Genomic DNA, 14,931 nt, shown 5'->3' on the forward strand with positions numbered 1-14,931 from the left:
TACTTTCCCGGCCAATGAGTACAAGTTTCAGTATACTCATAAAAAGAAATAATATACTTTTATAACAGTCATATGGTTATGTAAAATAAAACAAGTATTTTTTTATATAAACCAATTAAAAACCCATAATTTTCTATGTATTTTCCCAATCGCTTTAAGAAATCTGACTTTCAGGTCAGATTCCGACATAAATGTTTCATATTTATATCATGCTGAAATTAACGATGATTATTGGTTTTCGTTTTCAGGGCTTGATGGGAAGTTGCAAAGGTGTTTTGAACAGAACGGATGATCTCGTGACAGGGGGACGTTCGGCTGGCATGCAAGCCGGAAAAGATCATCTCCTGTTGGAATCTTTGTCAAATTCCCCGGGAGACAAGCCCAGGTCTGTCTGGTAAATGACGGGGGTTCAGGCGCAATATATGTTGGAATTTGATAAAGTCTAGAAATATTATCCATTTTTTTGGCTGGATTCTTGGTGTAATTTATCTGTTTGAGTTATAATTGAATCAAGTAGTGACTTCCAAATCGGATCGTAATGATATGATTTTATATATCAGGCGCTATTTATTCTGGATTTATATTATTTTATGTCAATTAATTAACAAACACCCAGAATGAGAGGCGAATTTGTTATACTACGAAAAGGCCACACACCAGCGAAGCCGAAAATCATGCTGGGTGGAGGGGAATTTCATGAAGAAATCACATGCAGGAATCAAGCAAAAAAGTAAAAAGATCGTCCGTCTGCGCATGGATGCCGGTTTTTATTTTGAACGTGCTGTTCAATACCTTGACCGGCATCGTTACGACAAAGCCGTTAAATATTTTCGTCTGGCAACTGAAAAAGAACCGGACAATCCCGTCAACCATTGCAATTTGGCTGGTATTCTTTCAGAATTGGGACGTTTCGAAGAGTCGAACGAAGTATTGAGAAAAGTGCTGGATGAAGTAGATCCTGAATTGTATGAATGCTTGTTTTATATGGCGAATAACGCAGCCAATATGGGGGATCTGGAACAGGCAGAAGATCATCTCTTGGCATATCTCAGTTTTGATCCGCATGGGGATTTTGTTGAAGAAGCAGAAGAAATGTTATACATGATCGCGCAGGAATTGGGGCGTCCTCCCAAGGAGTGGGTGCCAGCCAATCTGCCCGATTTTATACAGGCCCATGAACGGGCACGCAATTTCCTGGAAGAGGGGCGTTTTTTACAGGCGATTGAATTGCTTGAAGAGATTTCAGAAACGCATCCTGAGTTCCTGGCAGCCCGTAATAACCTTGCCTTGGCTTATTATTACACCGGGAAACTGGAACAGGCTATGCGGCTGATTGGCCAGGTGCTGGAAATTGATCCAAACAACCTCCACGCCTTATGCAATCTGGCCGTCCTGTCGCAACATATGGGAGAAAAAGAAAAAAGCCGGCAAATCATCGACATGCTCAAAAAGCTGGTTCCTTTTCATCAGGAGCATACTTATAAATTGGCAACAACCCTTGGGATTTTGGGGGAACATGAAGTTGCCTATGAATTGTTCTCCCGTCTTCTGAAAACAGGCGGGATTCAGGAGACTGCCCTTTATCATTACACAGCAGTATCCGCCTGGAACAGCGGCCGGTATGACAAGGCTCGCCTCTACTGGAGAAAAGCCATGAAAATGGAAAGCAAAGCTGGTGTTGCAGCTTTTTATTATCAGCATATGGATCAATGGTTGGAACTGGATCATCCGCCAACGATCAATTACCATTATCAGCTTCCGTTTGAAGAACAGTTAAACCGTTTTGACCTGTTCAATCCGAGTGAAGATATCATTAAACAGTTGCAAAGCAACCTGCTGCTTCGTTCTACTTTTTTCTGGGCACTCAGCCGGGGAGATTACCAGACGAAAAAGCAGGTGTTAAAGTTTCTCATCTGGATTGCTGATGATGAAGTAAAGCAGTTGCTCGAACAGTTTGTTTCCCAACCGGAAGAAGACAAGGAACTGAAAGAACTGGCAAAAATTATCCTGCAGGCATTAAGTGAGCGGGGGGCTGAGGGATCGGAGAAACCTGCCAGCCCATCCATTATTGAAGTGAACAGAAAATGGGAGAAAGTCCTGGAATGCTGTCTTGAACACGTGAAGACCTCAATGGCCCATCTCCATAAGGAGATTGAACGACTGTGGTTCGAATGGGCCGCCCGAAACAGCGATTTTTCGATGATTCGAAAAATCGAGGGATGGGCAGCGGCGCTGGAGTACCTGACAGCCAAGTATCACGGTGTTACGGTTACACAGCGTGAACTGGCTGAAAAGTATCAGGTTTCCATGTCAACGGTATCCCGGTTGGCCAGGCAGCTGGATACGATTGCCAAAGAATGTTTTTCCTAGATGACGCTCGTTTAATTTACCTGAGTTAAGAAAGTCAGCATGGTCCGTCTGTTGAAGTAGTCCCAAGTTGGAAAGGTGAAGCCCCTGGCAGTGTCAATTGGGAATCAGAATTATCATTTAATCACCCGTTTGTCAGCCAAGCCATGTTGGAGAGGAATGCGCTTGTATTACATGTGGTCTCGATTAGTGCAATTAAAAGAGTTTTGGGCATATTTTCCCAAAACTCTTTTCTCTTGTAATTGTAAGTTTTGTATTGAGGTGATTAAGTTGAAGAAAACATTTTATGTAGAACATATTGGATTGGGGTTAGTGATGCACTGTTTGTTCAAAATATGGTGACTTTTGGGGTAGAACATCAACGTTTGTGAAAATTAATTTCATATTCAGTTCTTTTGTGTATTTTGCGATGGGGTCATTTTCTTTAATTAAGTTTTCTGGTAAGGAGGTTTTATTCTCCAATTTACGCATTTATCTTATATCCCTTTTATGTGGATTCTTGGAGTACTTTTTGAAACTGCATGGTTATCATTTTTTTACCTTTGCTACTCATCTGGCTTGGCAATAAAGCGGGAAATTTGTTTCTCAAATCAATGGGTTTGTGAAAGGTATAGATAGAGCTCATATTCGCATTGCATAAAATTGATCTTACATTCGAATATTTTACACTCTAATTGGTATCAACATAACCAAAAAATCTTTTTACGATATAGCTTCCTCCATCACGGAGGTTTTTCTAAAAAGTGTAAAATGGCTATGTTAGATTTTTAACACATACGGAGTTACGGCCTTTTTTAACTTCTGCAGTTAGAGAAACGGGCCAAAATCATTGTCACATGTTTAAATTGCCGGAATAAGAGGAGTTAGTAAACAGCAATTCACTATTGTTCTCAGGTTCTTCTGTGATCAGCCATTGCGGCGGAACCTGCGCTTTCTCCGGTGACGAAATATCCGCATTTGACAAGATTCGATGGTTCGTCAAAAAAAAGTTTTAACCGCGTCCGGTTATCTTGTATGATGGACAATGGGGAAGGTGGTGGTGCTATGTCCAAAAGGGAATTGAACAATGGTCCCTTGATCCGGGATGAAAAAGAGACCGTGTCAAAAATGATTGCATTGTACTGCCACAAAAAGCATCATCAGGATGATTTGTGTGAAGAATGTGCAGACTTGAAGAATTATTGCCTTGAGCGGCTTTCCTATTGCCGCTTTGGTGAGCAGAAAAGCGCCTGTTCCAACTGCTCTGTCCACTGTTACCAGCCCAAATACCGCGAGAAGATCAAACGGGTGATGAGGTATTCGGGAATGTGGATGCTGCTGTACCATCCAGTCTATTCAGTCAAACATTTGCTAAAAAGATAGTTCCGGATTTGATCGGGTATGCAAAAAGACGGTCTCTTGTGTATAATGAATATTGTTGCGTCGGGATAAACACAATCCCATCGGCAAAATTAATAGGAAATTATCTGTCAAAAGGGAGTAGCGTTGAAATCATCCGTGATTTCAAAATAAAGTCGTCATTACATGGGTTACCCATCGGCTTTATTGGCATTGTTTGCTTAGCGAGACTTTTGCCTGAAGGGCAAATGTCTCGCTTTGTATTTTTAGGTTAAAAAGGAACAAAACTATGTGCGAAAGGAGAAACAATGATGCAATTTTACCGTGAAAGTCCCGAGAAAGCACTGCAAGCGACCCACTCTTCCATGCGTGGTTTGTCCGTTGATCGGGTCAAGCAGTTGCTGGAGAGAGACGGATATAACGAAATTGAAGATCAGGAAAAGGTTCCGGTATGGAAACTGTTTCTGGAAACATTCAAGGACCCCATGGTCGTTGTTCTGCTCATTGCGGCTGGCATACAGATCATACTTGGGGAAATCGTGGAATCTTTCATTATTTTTCTTGTACTGATTATTAACGCAGTGATCAGTGTCGTACAGACGAAAAAAGCGGAAAGTTCCCTGGAAGCTTTGCGTGACATGTCGGCACCGGAAGCCAAGGTGATCCGAAATGGCCAAAAAAAGACGATTCCCGCCAGAGAACTGGTTCAGGGAGATATCGTGCTTCTTGAAGCAGGAGATTATGTTCCCGCGGATGGACGCTTGCTCGAAAGCAGTTCCCTGAAAGTAAACGAGGGGATGTTGACGGGAGAATCGGAAGCTGTCGATAAAATCACAGAAGCGATTCATGAAGAGGTTGGTCTTGGAGACCAGCGCAATATGGTATTCAGTTCCTCCCTGGTTGTAAACGGGCGCGGAACATTTGTCGTAACCGCTACAGGGGAAAAGACGGAAATCGGCAAAATCGCCGACATGATTTCAACTGCCGAAGCAAAGCAAACCCCGCTGCAGCGGAAACTGGATGTTTTCAGCAAAAAGCTGGGAATAGGAATTCTTTTGCTCTGTGTATTCATCTTTGCGATCCAGACACTGCGCATCTGGTTTGGAGACCAGGATGGGGACATGGTCACGGCAATTATCAATGCTTTAATGTTTTCTGTTGCCATCGCGGTTGCGGCCATTCCGGAGGCTCTCTCTTCCATTGTGACCATTGTGCTGGCGGTAGGGACAAATAAAATGGCCAGGCAGAATGCGATTATCCGCCGGCTTCCAGCCGTGGAAACACTTGGTTCTACCAGTGTAATCTGTACGGATAAAACCGGTACCCTGACCCAAAACAAAATGACTGTCACGGACTATTTTCTGCCGCAATCTCCCAACAAGCGCCTGCCCGACAATCCCGATGATTTCAATCAGTCCGAACGGATGCTGGTACTTACAGCGGCGCTTTGCAATGATTCGCATATCAACAATGAGGGGAAAGAAATTGGGGATCCCACGGAAATAGCCCTCGTACATTTTGCGAACAAAAACTATCAGGATTATGAAGAAATCCGGCAAAAGTACAAACGCCTGGCCGATCTGCCATTTGACTCGGACCGCAAGCTCATGTCCGCTGTTCATGTCATTGACGGGCAGAAAATGATGCTGACCAAAGGCGGTCCCGATGTGATGTTCAGTCGTGCCGCTCATGTTCTGGTAAAAGGGGAAGAACAACCCCTTAATGAAGATCTGCTTGAAGTTTTCCGGAAGGTTAATGAAGAATTTTCCAACCAGGCCCTGCGTGTTCTCGCTTACGGTTACAAGAGGCTGCCGGACGATCAAAACACAATCAGCCTTGAAGATGAAAAGGATTTGGTTCTCGTCGGTCTGACAGCCATGATGGATCCGCCGCGTGAAGCAGTCTACGATTCGATCGAGGAAGCCCAAAAAGCCGGCATTCGTCCGATCATGATTACCGGTGACCACAAGACAACCGCCAAAGCGATCGGCAAGGATATCGGACTGGTGCAACCTGGCGATATTGCCGTTACCGGACAGGAACTGGACAAGATGACCGATGAAGAACTGGATGAAAAGTTGGAACGCATTTCGGTTTATGCCCGTGTTTCTCCGGAAAACAAGATCCGCATCGTCCGGGCATGGCAGAAAAAGAACAAGGTGACTGCGATGACCGGAGATGGCGTTAATGATGCCCCTGCACTGAAGCAGGCGGATATCGGGGTAGCGATGGGAAGCGGAACAGATGTGGCCAAAGATGCCGCGGCCATGATTCTGACCGATGACAATTTCGTATCGATTGTAAAAGCGGTCAGTGTCGGCAGAACCGTTTTTGACAACATCAAAAAGTCGATCCGCTACCTGTTTGCGGGAAATCTGGGTGCGATTATCGCTATTCTCTATGCGGTGGCACTCAACTTGCCAAATCCGTTTACGGCTTTGCAGCTGTTGTTCATCAATCTTGTCAATGATTCGCTTCCTGCCATTGCCCTGGGAATGGAAAAAGCAGAACCGGACGTTATGAAACGAAAGCCGCGTAATATTGATGAAGGAATTTTTGCCGGCGGAACCTTGCAGGCAGTGCTGGCGCGCAGTGCTTTGATTGCCGTGGCTGTGATCATCTCTTTCCATATCGGGTTGAGTCACTCCGATGAAATGGGAGTTGCCATGGCCTTTACAACCCTGATCCTGTCACGGACCTTGCAAACTTTCCCTGCCCGCTCCAATACCCAGACATCGATCGGAGCCGGCTTCTTTTCCAACAAATATGTTATCGGCGCTGTTGTCATCTGTTTTCTGCTGTACGGAACAACTGTTCTTCCGTTTGCCCGCAGTGTTTTCCACATTCCTGCATCGTTCGGGTTGAACGAGTGGCTGGTGGCAACCGGTCTGGCCATTGGTGCTGTCATAATGATGGAAGTTATCAAGCTGGTTAACCGGGGGCGTCGTGCTGATCAGAAATAGAGAGATCGGGTAATAGAAAAAACCATTCCGAAATGGGAGTGACTCTTGCCGGGATGGTTTCTTTTTATGGTGAATTTTATTCTGTCAACAAGTTGGCAACTTCCTCCTCCTAACAATTTATGCATTTTTACCCCCTGCCTGTTACAATATAGGTAAACAACCAATAATAATGGGGATTCCGCAATGAGCAAGATCGATGACATTTTCCACGCATTAATTAAATTAAATCAGCAGGATGTTCCTGAAGGAATTGATGCGAGTCAAATCAGCCGGAAACTGGGGATTGACCGTTCCACGGCAAGCCGCTACCTGAATGAACTCGTGCGACAAGACAAGGTTGTTAAAGTCCCAGGAAAGCCTGTTAAATACAGGGCAAAACCATCTGCTTCCCCCGCTGCTTCCCGGTTCATGCCGAAAACGCACGGGGTTGGAAAAAGCTTGGAGCCGATTTTGGAGCAGGCCATGGCAGCGTTTTTGTACCCGACCAAATCACTGCCCATTCTCCTGACTGGAGAAACGGGGACAGGGAAAACGTATCTTGCCGAAACCCTGTCAAAACTGGCCAAAAAGCAGATGGTACCAACCCGTGACTTTCCGTTTATTGTCTTTAACTGTGCCGATTATGCCCAAAATGCCGAATTGCTTGTCGGACAGATATTCGGTATCAAGGAAGGGGCCTTTACCGGGGCAATCAGGGACCAGGAGGGACTTGTGGAACAGGCGGACGGGGGGATTCTGTTTCTTGATGAGATTCACCGTCTCCCGCCATCCGGACAGGAAATGCTGTTTTATCTGATGGACAAGGGTGTGTATCGCCGACTCGGGGAAGCAATCCGGACAAGGCATGCCAATGTGACATTGATTGGCGCTACAACGGAGGACCCGGGCAAGGTCTTGCTTCCGACATTGTACCGTCGCTTTTCTGTCAAATTGAATCTTCCGCCGTTGAGGGAACGGACCAGGGAAGAAAGAAAAGTACTGATCAATCATTTTCTTGCCGAAGAAGCAGGAAAAATGGGCCAGGCCCTCGCCATTACCGATAACTGCCGGGAGGCACTCCTGTCTTATCCTTGTCCCGGCAACATCGGGCAACTGAAAAGTGATATCCAGATCGCCTGTGCCCACGCCTATTTGCGTTATTTGAAAAGCAACAGGGAAAAAGTGTTAATTACAGCTGAAGATTTGCCGGAAGAAGTGTACGTCTATGCAACCCGTAGCAACTTAAAACAGATCCGGACCATTGATGGATCGGGAAACTGGCCGGAAACCGGTCAGGATGATTTCAGCCTCCCCAATATCTACCGGCATTTGGCCAACCAGTCAGATCATAAAAGTCTGCAGGATGTAATTAAAACCTATATCCGGGAACTGTCCAGACGGTATCATCAGCCACACGTATCAAAACAGGGCTGGCAGCAATTGATTGACAAGGATCTTTTTCAGGCATTGACAAGAGCGCGGCATGAACTTAAAGATGTTTTTCCGGTGGAACCTGACATCAACCAGCTTTATGTGATTGGCCTGCATTTGCAAAACTTCCGGAACCATCAAAAACAGCAAACGAACAAGGAATCGTTGCCCATTGTCATCCATCCGAATGTGGCGTACCGCCGGGCATCCCGGCATCTGGCCAGGTACCTGGACAAGGAAATCGGCCTCAAACTGCCGGATGAGGAAGTTGAACTGATTGCCCATTTCCTGCCGGACAGACCAACGGAAGTGTATACGGCTTCCGGGCAATCGGTGGCCATTATCCTTGTAACCCACGGGGATGCCGCGGCATCTTCCATGGCTGATGTAACCAATACACTGCTAGGCAATAAAGTGATTCATGCCATCGACATGCCGTTAAATCTATCGGCAAGCTCCATATACGAGCGGGTCAAGGAAAAAATAAAATCGCTGGAACAGGTGAGCGGAGTCCTTCTTCTCGTTGATATCGGTTCTCTGATTACCATGGGGGACACGATCCGGCATGATGTGGATATCCCTGTGAAAACCCTTTCCTGCGTCAATCTGCCCATGGTTCTTGAGGCAGGCAGGAAATCGCTTGTTACCGACCTGACACTGGATGATATATACGATGCCGCCAAAAAAGCGATGACCACTTTTTTCAGGGAAAACGAAGCTGAAAAAAACATCAAGAAAAAGCGCATGATCGCCACCGTCTGCTTCACGGGCGAGGGAGCGGCACAACTTTTGGAATCATGGTTAAAAGACCAGCTTTCCGCTTGGGACCAGGATGTGATTATCCGAACGGTCCGTATTGATCCGACCACCAAGGATACTTCTGTTTTAAACGACCTGAAAAATTACTATGACATGATTGCCATCATTGGGACCGTGCCCGTTTCCATCAAGGGGATTCCCTATATCCCGGCCTGGGAATTGCTGCAGCAGGACGGGATTTCCCGCATGACCAAACTGCTGGAAGTGACCAGAAAAACACCGGTCTTTCCTGAAAAAAGCGAGGTTGCTGCGGAAGAAATCTATTCCCTCGCTGTTCAGGGGCTTGGAGAAATTGTCACCCATGTCAATCCCAAAACGGTTGCCGCGATTTTAGACCGGCATCTGCCTCCTATCCGGGACTTTTATTCCTGGGATACTGACCGGGAACTGGGCATGTGGATGCACCTTGGCAGCCTGATGGACCGGATCGTTGCCGCGCAATTAAAAAATGACAGCCACAAGCTTACGGCAGCGATTCCGCTCGATGGTAAAATTGTCATCACCGATCAGGAAAAAGAAGTCTGGAAACCACTCCTCACCGCTCTTGAGAACACGTTTTCTGTTACCATATCTGATTCGGTTGAAAAAGAACTGATCAAGCTGTCTCGTTGACAGGGGAATATGAAGGATGGCCTGTTTTTACAGTGATGTGTGCAGAAAACTGCACACATTTTTTTATTTCCTTTGAAACCGCTTTATTATTGCATTCATCTGTGTTGGCACGGGTTTTGCATAATTGAAGGACGGGAGGGGAAACTACAACAGAAAACCGTGTTTTCCCTAATAAAAAGAAGGAGGCATGCGAATTCGTCAGATTTTGGATTTACTTGACGGGTATCGGAAAAATGCTCATCAAGGAGGGGGTCGTTTGGCAAACCTGAAAAGATTCCTGTTCCTGTATGCAAATCTGTTTTCACTGATCTGGATTGGTTACGGAACTTACGCTGTTGTCGCGGATCAGCCAAATGGTCAATTCCTGCTTGGATTTGGCGTTGCTTTTGCCATCGTGATCTTCGCCGCATCCTGGTTTTCCTATTGGTTGATGGGACATTACAAACGCATAGACCAAATGGCAAAACACGTATTTTCTTCTTCCAGAAAACAAAGGTAAACAACTATACGAAAGGGATGAGTTCAATGGAAAATCAACCAATCAAGCTGATTATTCTATGCAGTTGGGGGGCTACTTCCAGCCAGTTGGCCCAAAAGGTGCAGGAAGCAGCAAACAAACGCGGCATAAAATTGGAAGCTGACGCTGGTGGTACAGGTGAATTCAAAAACAAGGCAGACCAATATAACGTTGCCCTGCTTGAACCGCAGGTACGCCATCTGAAAAAAGAAGTGACCAAAGTGGCTGAACAGCACAATATTCCGGTAGAACTGGTTGACCAGCGCGCATTTGCCCTGATGGACGGGGATAAAGTGCTCGACCAGGTGCTGAAAATGCTGGAAAAGTAAAAATCAGTAAAAAGAGGGGGTCCTACTAATGATTGACTGGTTGGAAAATCACCTGATGGAACCGCTTGGAAGAATTGCCCAGAACAAATATCTGCAATCCATTCGTGACGCCTTTGTCATTTTCGCGCTTCCGGTTATTATTACCGGTGCAATTTTCTTGATTATTGCCAACCCTCCAACCTCATTAAACTGGGGGATTATCGATGCCTGGGCCAATGCGGTGGAACCGATCCAGGGCCAGCTGTTATTTCCATTCAACCTTACGTTTGGTTTAATGGCGTTAACCGTTGCCTTTGGTGTGGGGTACAGTCTGGCAAGCCGTGAGGATATGGATTCCGTCATGGCAGGGATTCTTTCCATGCTGTCGTTTTTCATGACAGCCTTTCCGGTTACGGCTATTGAAAACGTTCCGTTTGGAGATATTTTGAATTATCTTGGCGGACAAGGATTGTTTGTTGCGATTATCCTGGGGATTCTGACGACGGAAGCCATGCGTTTTCTCATCAATAAAGGAGTAACGTTTGAATTGCCGGCAGGGGTTCCGCCCTATGTCATGCGTACGTTCAGAGCGTTGGTACCCTTTATGATCATCCTGCCATTGGTATGGATTCTGGCCTGGATCGTCTGGGCAAACTTTGGTGTTACCATTCCGCAACTGGTTCTGGATTTGTTCAGCCCGCTCGTTGCAGCATCCAACTCTTACTGGGCGGCACTCGGCATGATTCTGTTGATGCTGATTCTGTGGTCGATTGGAATTCACGGGATGAACGTGGTTTCCTCAGTTGCTTATCCCTTCTGGATGACACAGCTGGCTGAAAACGCTGATGCCGTCAAAGCCGGCGCAGAAGCAACCGGGATTGTAACCGAGCCGTTCTTCCACATGTTTACCCATATTGGGGGATCTGGTGCAACCTGGGGACTGGTTATCTTCATGTTGTTCTCTGCCTCTGTCCAGTTGAAACAAGTTGGGAAAACAGCCCTTATTCCTGCCATATTCAATATTAATGAGCCAGTTATCTTCGGTGTGCCAATTGTCCTGAACCCCGTTCTGATCATTCCATTTGTTCTGGCTCCAACAGTGATTGTGACAATCAACTATATCCTGTTCGCCACCGGGATTTTGCCACCGGTCGTTCTGCAGCCGCCATTTACCGTACCAATCTTTTTTGGCGGGTTTATCGCCACTGGCGGCTCCGTCCTGGCAGGTCTGGTACAGATTATCGATGCAGTGATTGCAGCCCTGATTTATTGGCCGTTCTTCAAAAAATATGAGTCACAGCTGGTAGAACAGGAAAAAAATGATGGAGTGGAACCTGTTAATAGCTAAGGAGTGAAATGGATGAATTACGAGGAAATCATGACACAGCTCATTTTGCATGGTGGAAATGCAAGGGGAGCTGCCTATGAAGCACTGGATGAAGCAGAGGAATACAATTTTGACGAGGCAGAAAAATTAATGGAAGAAGCCAATGAGGAATTTTTAAAAGGTCATAAATACCAGACACAATTGATCCAGAACCAGGCTGAAAACGCTGTTCCCAGTTTTGTTATGATCCATGCCCAGGATCATGTGATGACAGCACAGGCAGAAATACAGCTGATCAGGCGCATGATTAACATGCTGCGCAAAACGGAACGGCTGGAAAAACGGTTGGAAAAATTGGAAGGTTAATGATACAAAGGAAGGGATGTCTGAACCAGGCATCCCTGTTTTTTATGAATGAAAGCATAAAGCCGCAGCCCCAATCACGCCGGCATTTTGATCCAGCATGGCGGGAACAATGTCCGTCTTTTGCCCGTCCGGACTGAGGGCGTATTTGCCGACATAGTTGCGAATCGCTGCAAATAATGGTTCTCCCGCCTTGGAAACACCGCCACCAATGATGATCTTGTCCGGTTCAAAGGTATTGATCAGGGTGACACAAGCGATACCGAGGACGCGAAAAACTTGTTCGATAAACCGGACAATTTCCGGAATTCCCTCATGATACAAGGCAAACACTTCCCTGGTTGTCAGCTGTTTCTCCAAGATTTCTGAAGCACGTTTTGCGATGGCTGTACCAGATGCAATTGATTCCAGGCATCCTTCCTGCCCGCAGGTACATTTGCCGAAAGAGGGATCGACAACCATATGGCCGATATCCCCGGCATTGCCGTTTTTGCCTCGCAGCAGTCTGCCGTCGGTGACAATTCCCGCTCCGATTCCGGTGCTGATTGTCATATAGACAAAATGATCATCATTTTTCCCGGCTCCCAGCCACTGTTCTGCCATTGCCGCAGCATTGGCATCATTTTCAAGAATGGCGGGCCATCCCCACCTTTCCTCCATCCACTGCCGGATTGGCACATCCCGCCAGTCAGGCAGGTTGGGTGGGCATTTGATCATGCCGTTTCCGGAGTCTAACGGACCGGGAGCCCCGATCCCAATTCCGGTCACATTTTGCCTGATTTGCGGATGAACGGTCAGGATGTGGTCGATTTCCCTGTGGATGCGTTTTATCATCGTCTTGGGAGAGATGGAGAGATCGGTCGGGATTTTGGCCTGTTCCCAGATCTTTCCGGTATGGTCAACCGCAGCAATGGCCGTTTTGGTTCCGCCAATATCGACGCCAATTGCAAAAGCCATTATTCGGCCTCTCCTTTGTAATCATCTTATATGTTTTCAAGCACATCCATAAAAGTTTCACAGGATGTCGCTTTCAGCAGGGACTGAACGATTGAACTGTTTTCAATGATTTTACCAAGCAGCTCATACATGGATTGCAAATCTTCCTTGCTTTCTTTTTTTACACTGAGTATACATACAAACTGAACCGGCTTGTCGCCCCAAAGAACCGGTTTTTTCAAGGTGCATACCGCAAGGAACGTATCACTTGATTTTGGAGTGATGGGATGGGGAATGGCAACCAGATTCCCGTATGCGGTAGGCGCAACCTTTTCGCGTTCATGAATGGCTTCAAGGAAATCGGGATCGACCAATCCCTTTTCAAGCAATTGCTCATGCATGAAAGCAAGCACTTCATTTTTTGAGGAAAAATGTTTGCCCAGAAACAGAAGGTCTTCCCTGAAATAAGCGGAGGCATCTTCCTTTTTGTCAGCAATCAGTGATTCGATCCGGGATAAATCATGATCCCCCATAATGGCATTTACTTCGATTACGGGAACAGGCAATGGTTCGAAAATGGGAATGGAACTGACAATAAAATCAATATTGCGCAAATTGCATTGGTGAAGGTTATAATATTCGGTCGTGCCTGCCACATCCAGGTTTTTCCCGAACCGGTTTTTGATTTTGTAATAAATCAGCTGGGCCGTTCCCAGGCCGGAAGCGCAAACGATCAGACACCGTTTCGGAGCAGCAGGGGATTTTTTTCTTTCCATGGCCACCCCGAAATGGAGGGCCAGATAGCCAATCTCGTTTTCATTCATCCGGATTCCGGTTTTATCCTCAATGGCCATTCCGGCAATGACTCCCGCATCAAAGGCGAGCGGATAATTTTTTTTAATATCCTCAAGCATGGGATTTCGGATGTTCATGCCAAATTTGTAACGGTTTATGGCCGGTTTCAGATGTAGACCAAGCCCCATGATCAATTCCCGGTCATGTTTCAAATCCAGTTCCATTTTTTCTTCAATTTTTTCCAGCATGATGTAAACCAGGCGCAAAATCTCCTGGTCCACGACGTGTTCCACCAACTGGTCCTGGTCATATGTTTGGGAGAGCATTTTTGTTCCTGCCAGATGGATGGCAATATAGGCGATTTCCTCTTTTGGAAAAGTGGTTTGAAACACGCTTCCAATTTCTTTGGCAATATGGTTGGCGACAATATACTCTTTCTGCCTCAGGATATCCCGGATCTCTGTCTGGTGCAATGTCACATGATTGCCGTTTTTAATCCGTTTAAGGGCGATGGCGATATGAATCAGCAAGTTATTGACGGAAATGTCCGCCATTGTGATCTGATGCTTTTTGATCTGGTTGAGAATGATCTGGTGGATGCGGTCAAGATCTCTGCGTGGCAATGGCAGGACGGGCTCACCCCGAATTTCTCCGGAATCATTCTTGGAAAAAATGTATTCCGCCATGCAAAAGCGAAGCTTGATTTCCCTGCCTTCCACTTTCAAACCGTGATTCGGTCGGGAAACCAGTTTGATGTCATATTTGCCCAGTTGTTCTTTTACCTGCTTCAGATCGTTTTGGACGGTAGACTTGCTGACGTACATTTCATCGGCCAGATTTTCAAGTTTTAGATACCCGTTGTTTAAAAGCAAACGACGAATCATATGGGAAATACGTTCCTCCGGCGTTCCGGGGATCTTTTGGCCGCCATTGCCAAAGTTGGTATTCAGGAATTGGCGAAAACCGTGGTCATCATCGATTATCAACTGGTACCCTTTCCCCATCAGGGATTCAATCCGGGCGCCATGGCCGGCAAGAAGGGCATCCAGATGTTTCACATCTTCCCGTATGGTTCGTACGGTGACCTGATTCAGGTTGGCAAGGTATGTTCCGGTAATTGGACCATGCGCACTCATCAATTCACGTAAAATATGCTGCATGCGTTGATTTAACATA

The 14,931-nt window shown here is 46.2% G+C and carries 11 protein-coding genes and 1 riboswitch; of the genes, 9 read left to right on the plus strand and 2 right to left on the minus strand.

Annotated features, from left to right (window positions below):
• Positions 1-191 precede the first annotated feature (191 nt).
• From H2C83_RS13335 to H2C83_RS13375, 9 genes are all read left to right on the plus strand, one after another.
• Entirely contained in the window at positions 192-398 is a 207-nt protein-coding gene (locus H2C83_RS13335) for a hypothetical protein (RefSeq protein WP_220184177.1), read from the plus strand.
• 298 nt (positions 399-696) lie between these two features.
• Positions 697-2,370 carry a tetratricopeptide repeat protein gene (locus tag H2C83_RS13340; protein ID WP_181741574.1) on the plus strand — a complete coding sequence of 558 codons (1,674 nt, stop codon included), beginning with the start codon at positions 697-699 and terminating at the stop codon, positions 2,368-2,370.
• Between the two features lie 1,041 nt (positions 2,371-3,411).
• A complete protein-coding gene (locus tag H2C83_RS13345) occupies positions 3,412-3,729 on the plus strand; it encodes a nitrous oxide-stimulated promoter family protein (RefSeq protein WP_181741667.1) in 318 nt (105 codons plus the stop codon).
• A gap of 100 nt (positions 3,730-3,829) precedes the next feature.
• A riboswitch (yybP-ykoY riboswitch) is annotated at positions 3,830-3,959 on the plus strand.
• Positions 3,960-4,016: 57 nt separating this feature from the next.
• A complete protein-coding gene (locus H2C83_RS13350) occupies positions 4,017-6,668 on the plus strand; it encodes a cation-translocating P-type ATPase (RefSeq protein ID WP_181741669.1) in 2,652 nt (883 codons plus the stop codon).
• A gap of 183 nt (positions 6,669-6,851) precedes the next feature.
• The gene (locus H2C83_RS13355; RefSeq protein ID WP_181741575.1) at positions 6,852-9,509 is read left to right on the plus strand and encodes a sigma 54-interacting transcriptional regulator; all 2,658 of its coding nucleotides are present in this window, start codon (positions 6,852-6,854) and stop codon (positions 9,507-9,509) included.
• A 187-nt stretch (positions 9,510-9,696) separates the two neighbouring features.
• Positions 9,697-10,008, plus strand: a complete 312-nt coding sequence (locus H2C83_RS13360; RefSeq protein ID WP_181741577.1) for a hypothetical protein — start codon at positions 9,697-9,699, stop codon at positions 10,006-10,008.
• Between the two features lie 26 nt (positions 10,009-10,034).
• Positions 10,035-10,355, plus strand: a complete 321-nt coding sequence (locus H2C83_RS13365) for a PTS sugar transporter subunit IIB (protein WP_181741579.1) — start codon at positions 10,035-10,037, stop codon at positions 10,353-10,355.
• A 28-nt stretch (positions 10,356-10,383) separates the two neighbouring features.
• Positions 10,384-11,682, plus strand: coding sequence for a PTS sugar transporter subunit IIC (locus H2C83_RS13370; protein WP_181741581.1), 1,299 nt, complete (start codon positions 10,384-10,386; stop codon positions 11,680-11,682).
• A 12-nt stretch (positions 11,683-11,694) separates the two neighbouring features.
• Positions 11,695-12,027, plus strand: a complete 333-nt coding sequence (locus H2C83_RS13375) for a PTS lactose/cellobiose transporter subunit IIA (RefSeq protein ID WP_181741671.1) — start codon at positions 11,695-11,697, stop codon at positions 12,025-12,027.
• A gap of 42 nt (positions 12,028-12,069) precedes the next feature.
• Here H2C83_RS13375 and H2C83_RS13380 read toward each other — a convergent pair whose 3' ends face one another.
• Both H2C83_RS13380 and H2C83_RS13385 read right to left on the minus strand, forming a co-directional pair.
• On the minus strand, positions 12,070-12,981 hold the full coding sequence (locus H2C83_RS13380; RefSeq protein WP_181741583.1) for an ROK family protein: 912 nt from the start codon (positions 12,979-12,981) through the stop codon (positions 12,070-12,072).
• 26 nt (positions 12,982-13,007) lie between these two features.
• On the minus strand, positions 13,008-14,930 hold the full coding sequence (locus H2C83_RS13385; RefSeq protein ID WP_181741585.1) for a BglG family transcription antiterminator: 1,923 nt from the start codon (positions 14,928-14,930) through the stop codon (positions 13,008-13,010).
• Position 14,931 lies beyond the last annotated feature (1 nt).

The organism is Thermoactinomyces mirandus, from assembly GCF_013868055.1.
Taxonomy (GTDB): Bacteria; Bacillota; Bacilli; order Thermoactinomycetales; family Thermoactinomycetaceae; genus Thermoactinomyces; species Thermoactinomyces mirandus.

Coding starts and splice junctions, on each gene's coding strand:
- H2C83_RS13335 (WP_220184177.1), top strand. CDS start 192: ATGTTTCATATTTATATCATGCTGAAATTAACGATGATTATTGGTTTT.
- H2C83_RS13340 (WP_181741574.1), top strand. CDS start 697: ATGAAGAAATCACATGCAGGAATCAAGCAAAAAAGTAAAAAGATCGTC.
- H2C83_RS13345 (WP_181741667.1), top strand. CDS start 3,412: ATGTCCAAAAGGGAATTGAACAATGGTCCCTTGATCCGGGATGAAAAA.
- H2C83_RS13350 (WP_181741669.1), top strand. CDS start 4,017: ATGCAATTTTACCGTGAAAGTCCCGAGAAAGCACTGCAAGCGACCCAC.
- H2C83_RS13355 (WP_181741575.1), top strand. CDS start 6,852: ATGAGCAAGATCGATGACATTTTCCACGCATTAATTAAATTAAATCAG.
- H2C83_RS13360 (WP_181741577.1), top strand. CDS start 9,697: ATGCGAATTCGTCAGATTTTGGATTTACTTGACGGGTATCGGAAAAAT.
- H2C83_RS13365 (WP_181741579.1), top strand. CDS start 10,035: ATGGAAAATCAACCAATCAAGCTGATTATTCTATGCAGTTGGGGGGCT.
- H2C83_RS13370 (WP_181741581.1), top strand. CDS start 10,384: ATGATTGACTGGTTGGAAAATCACCTGATGGAACCGCTTGGAAGAATT.
- H2C83_RS13375 (WP_181741671.1), top strand. CDS start 11,695: ATGAATTACGAGGAAATCATGACACAGCTCATTTTGCATGGTGGAAAT.
- H2C83_RS13380 (WP_181741583.1), bottom strand. CDS start 12,981: ATGGCTTTTGCAATTGGCGTCGATATTGGCGGAACCAAAACGGCCATT.
- H2C83_RS13385 (WP_181741585.1), bottom strand. CDS start 14,930: ATGTTAAATCAACGCATGCAGCATATTTTACGTGAATTGATGAGTGCG.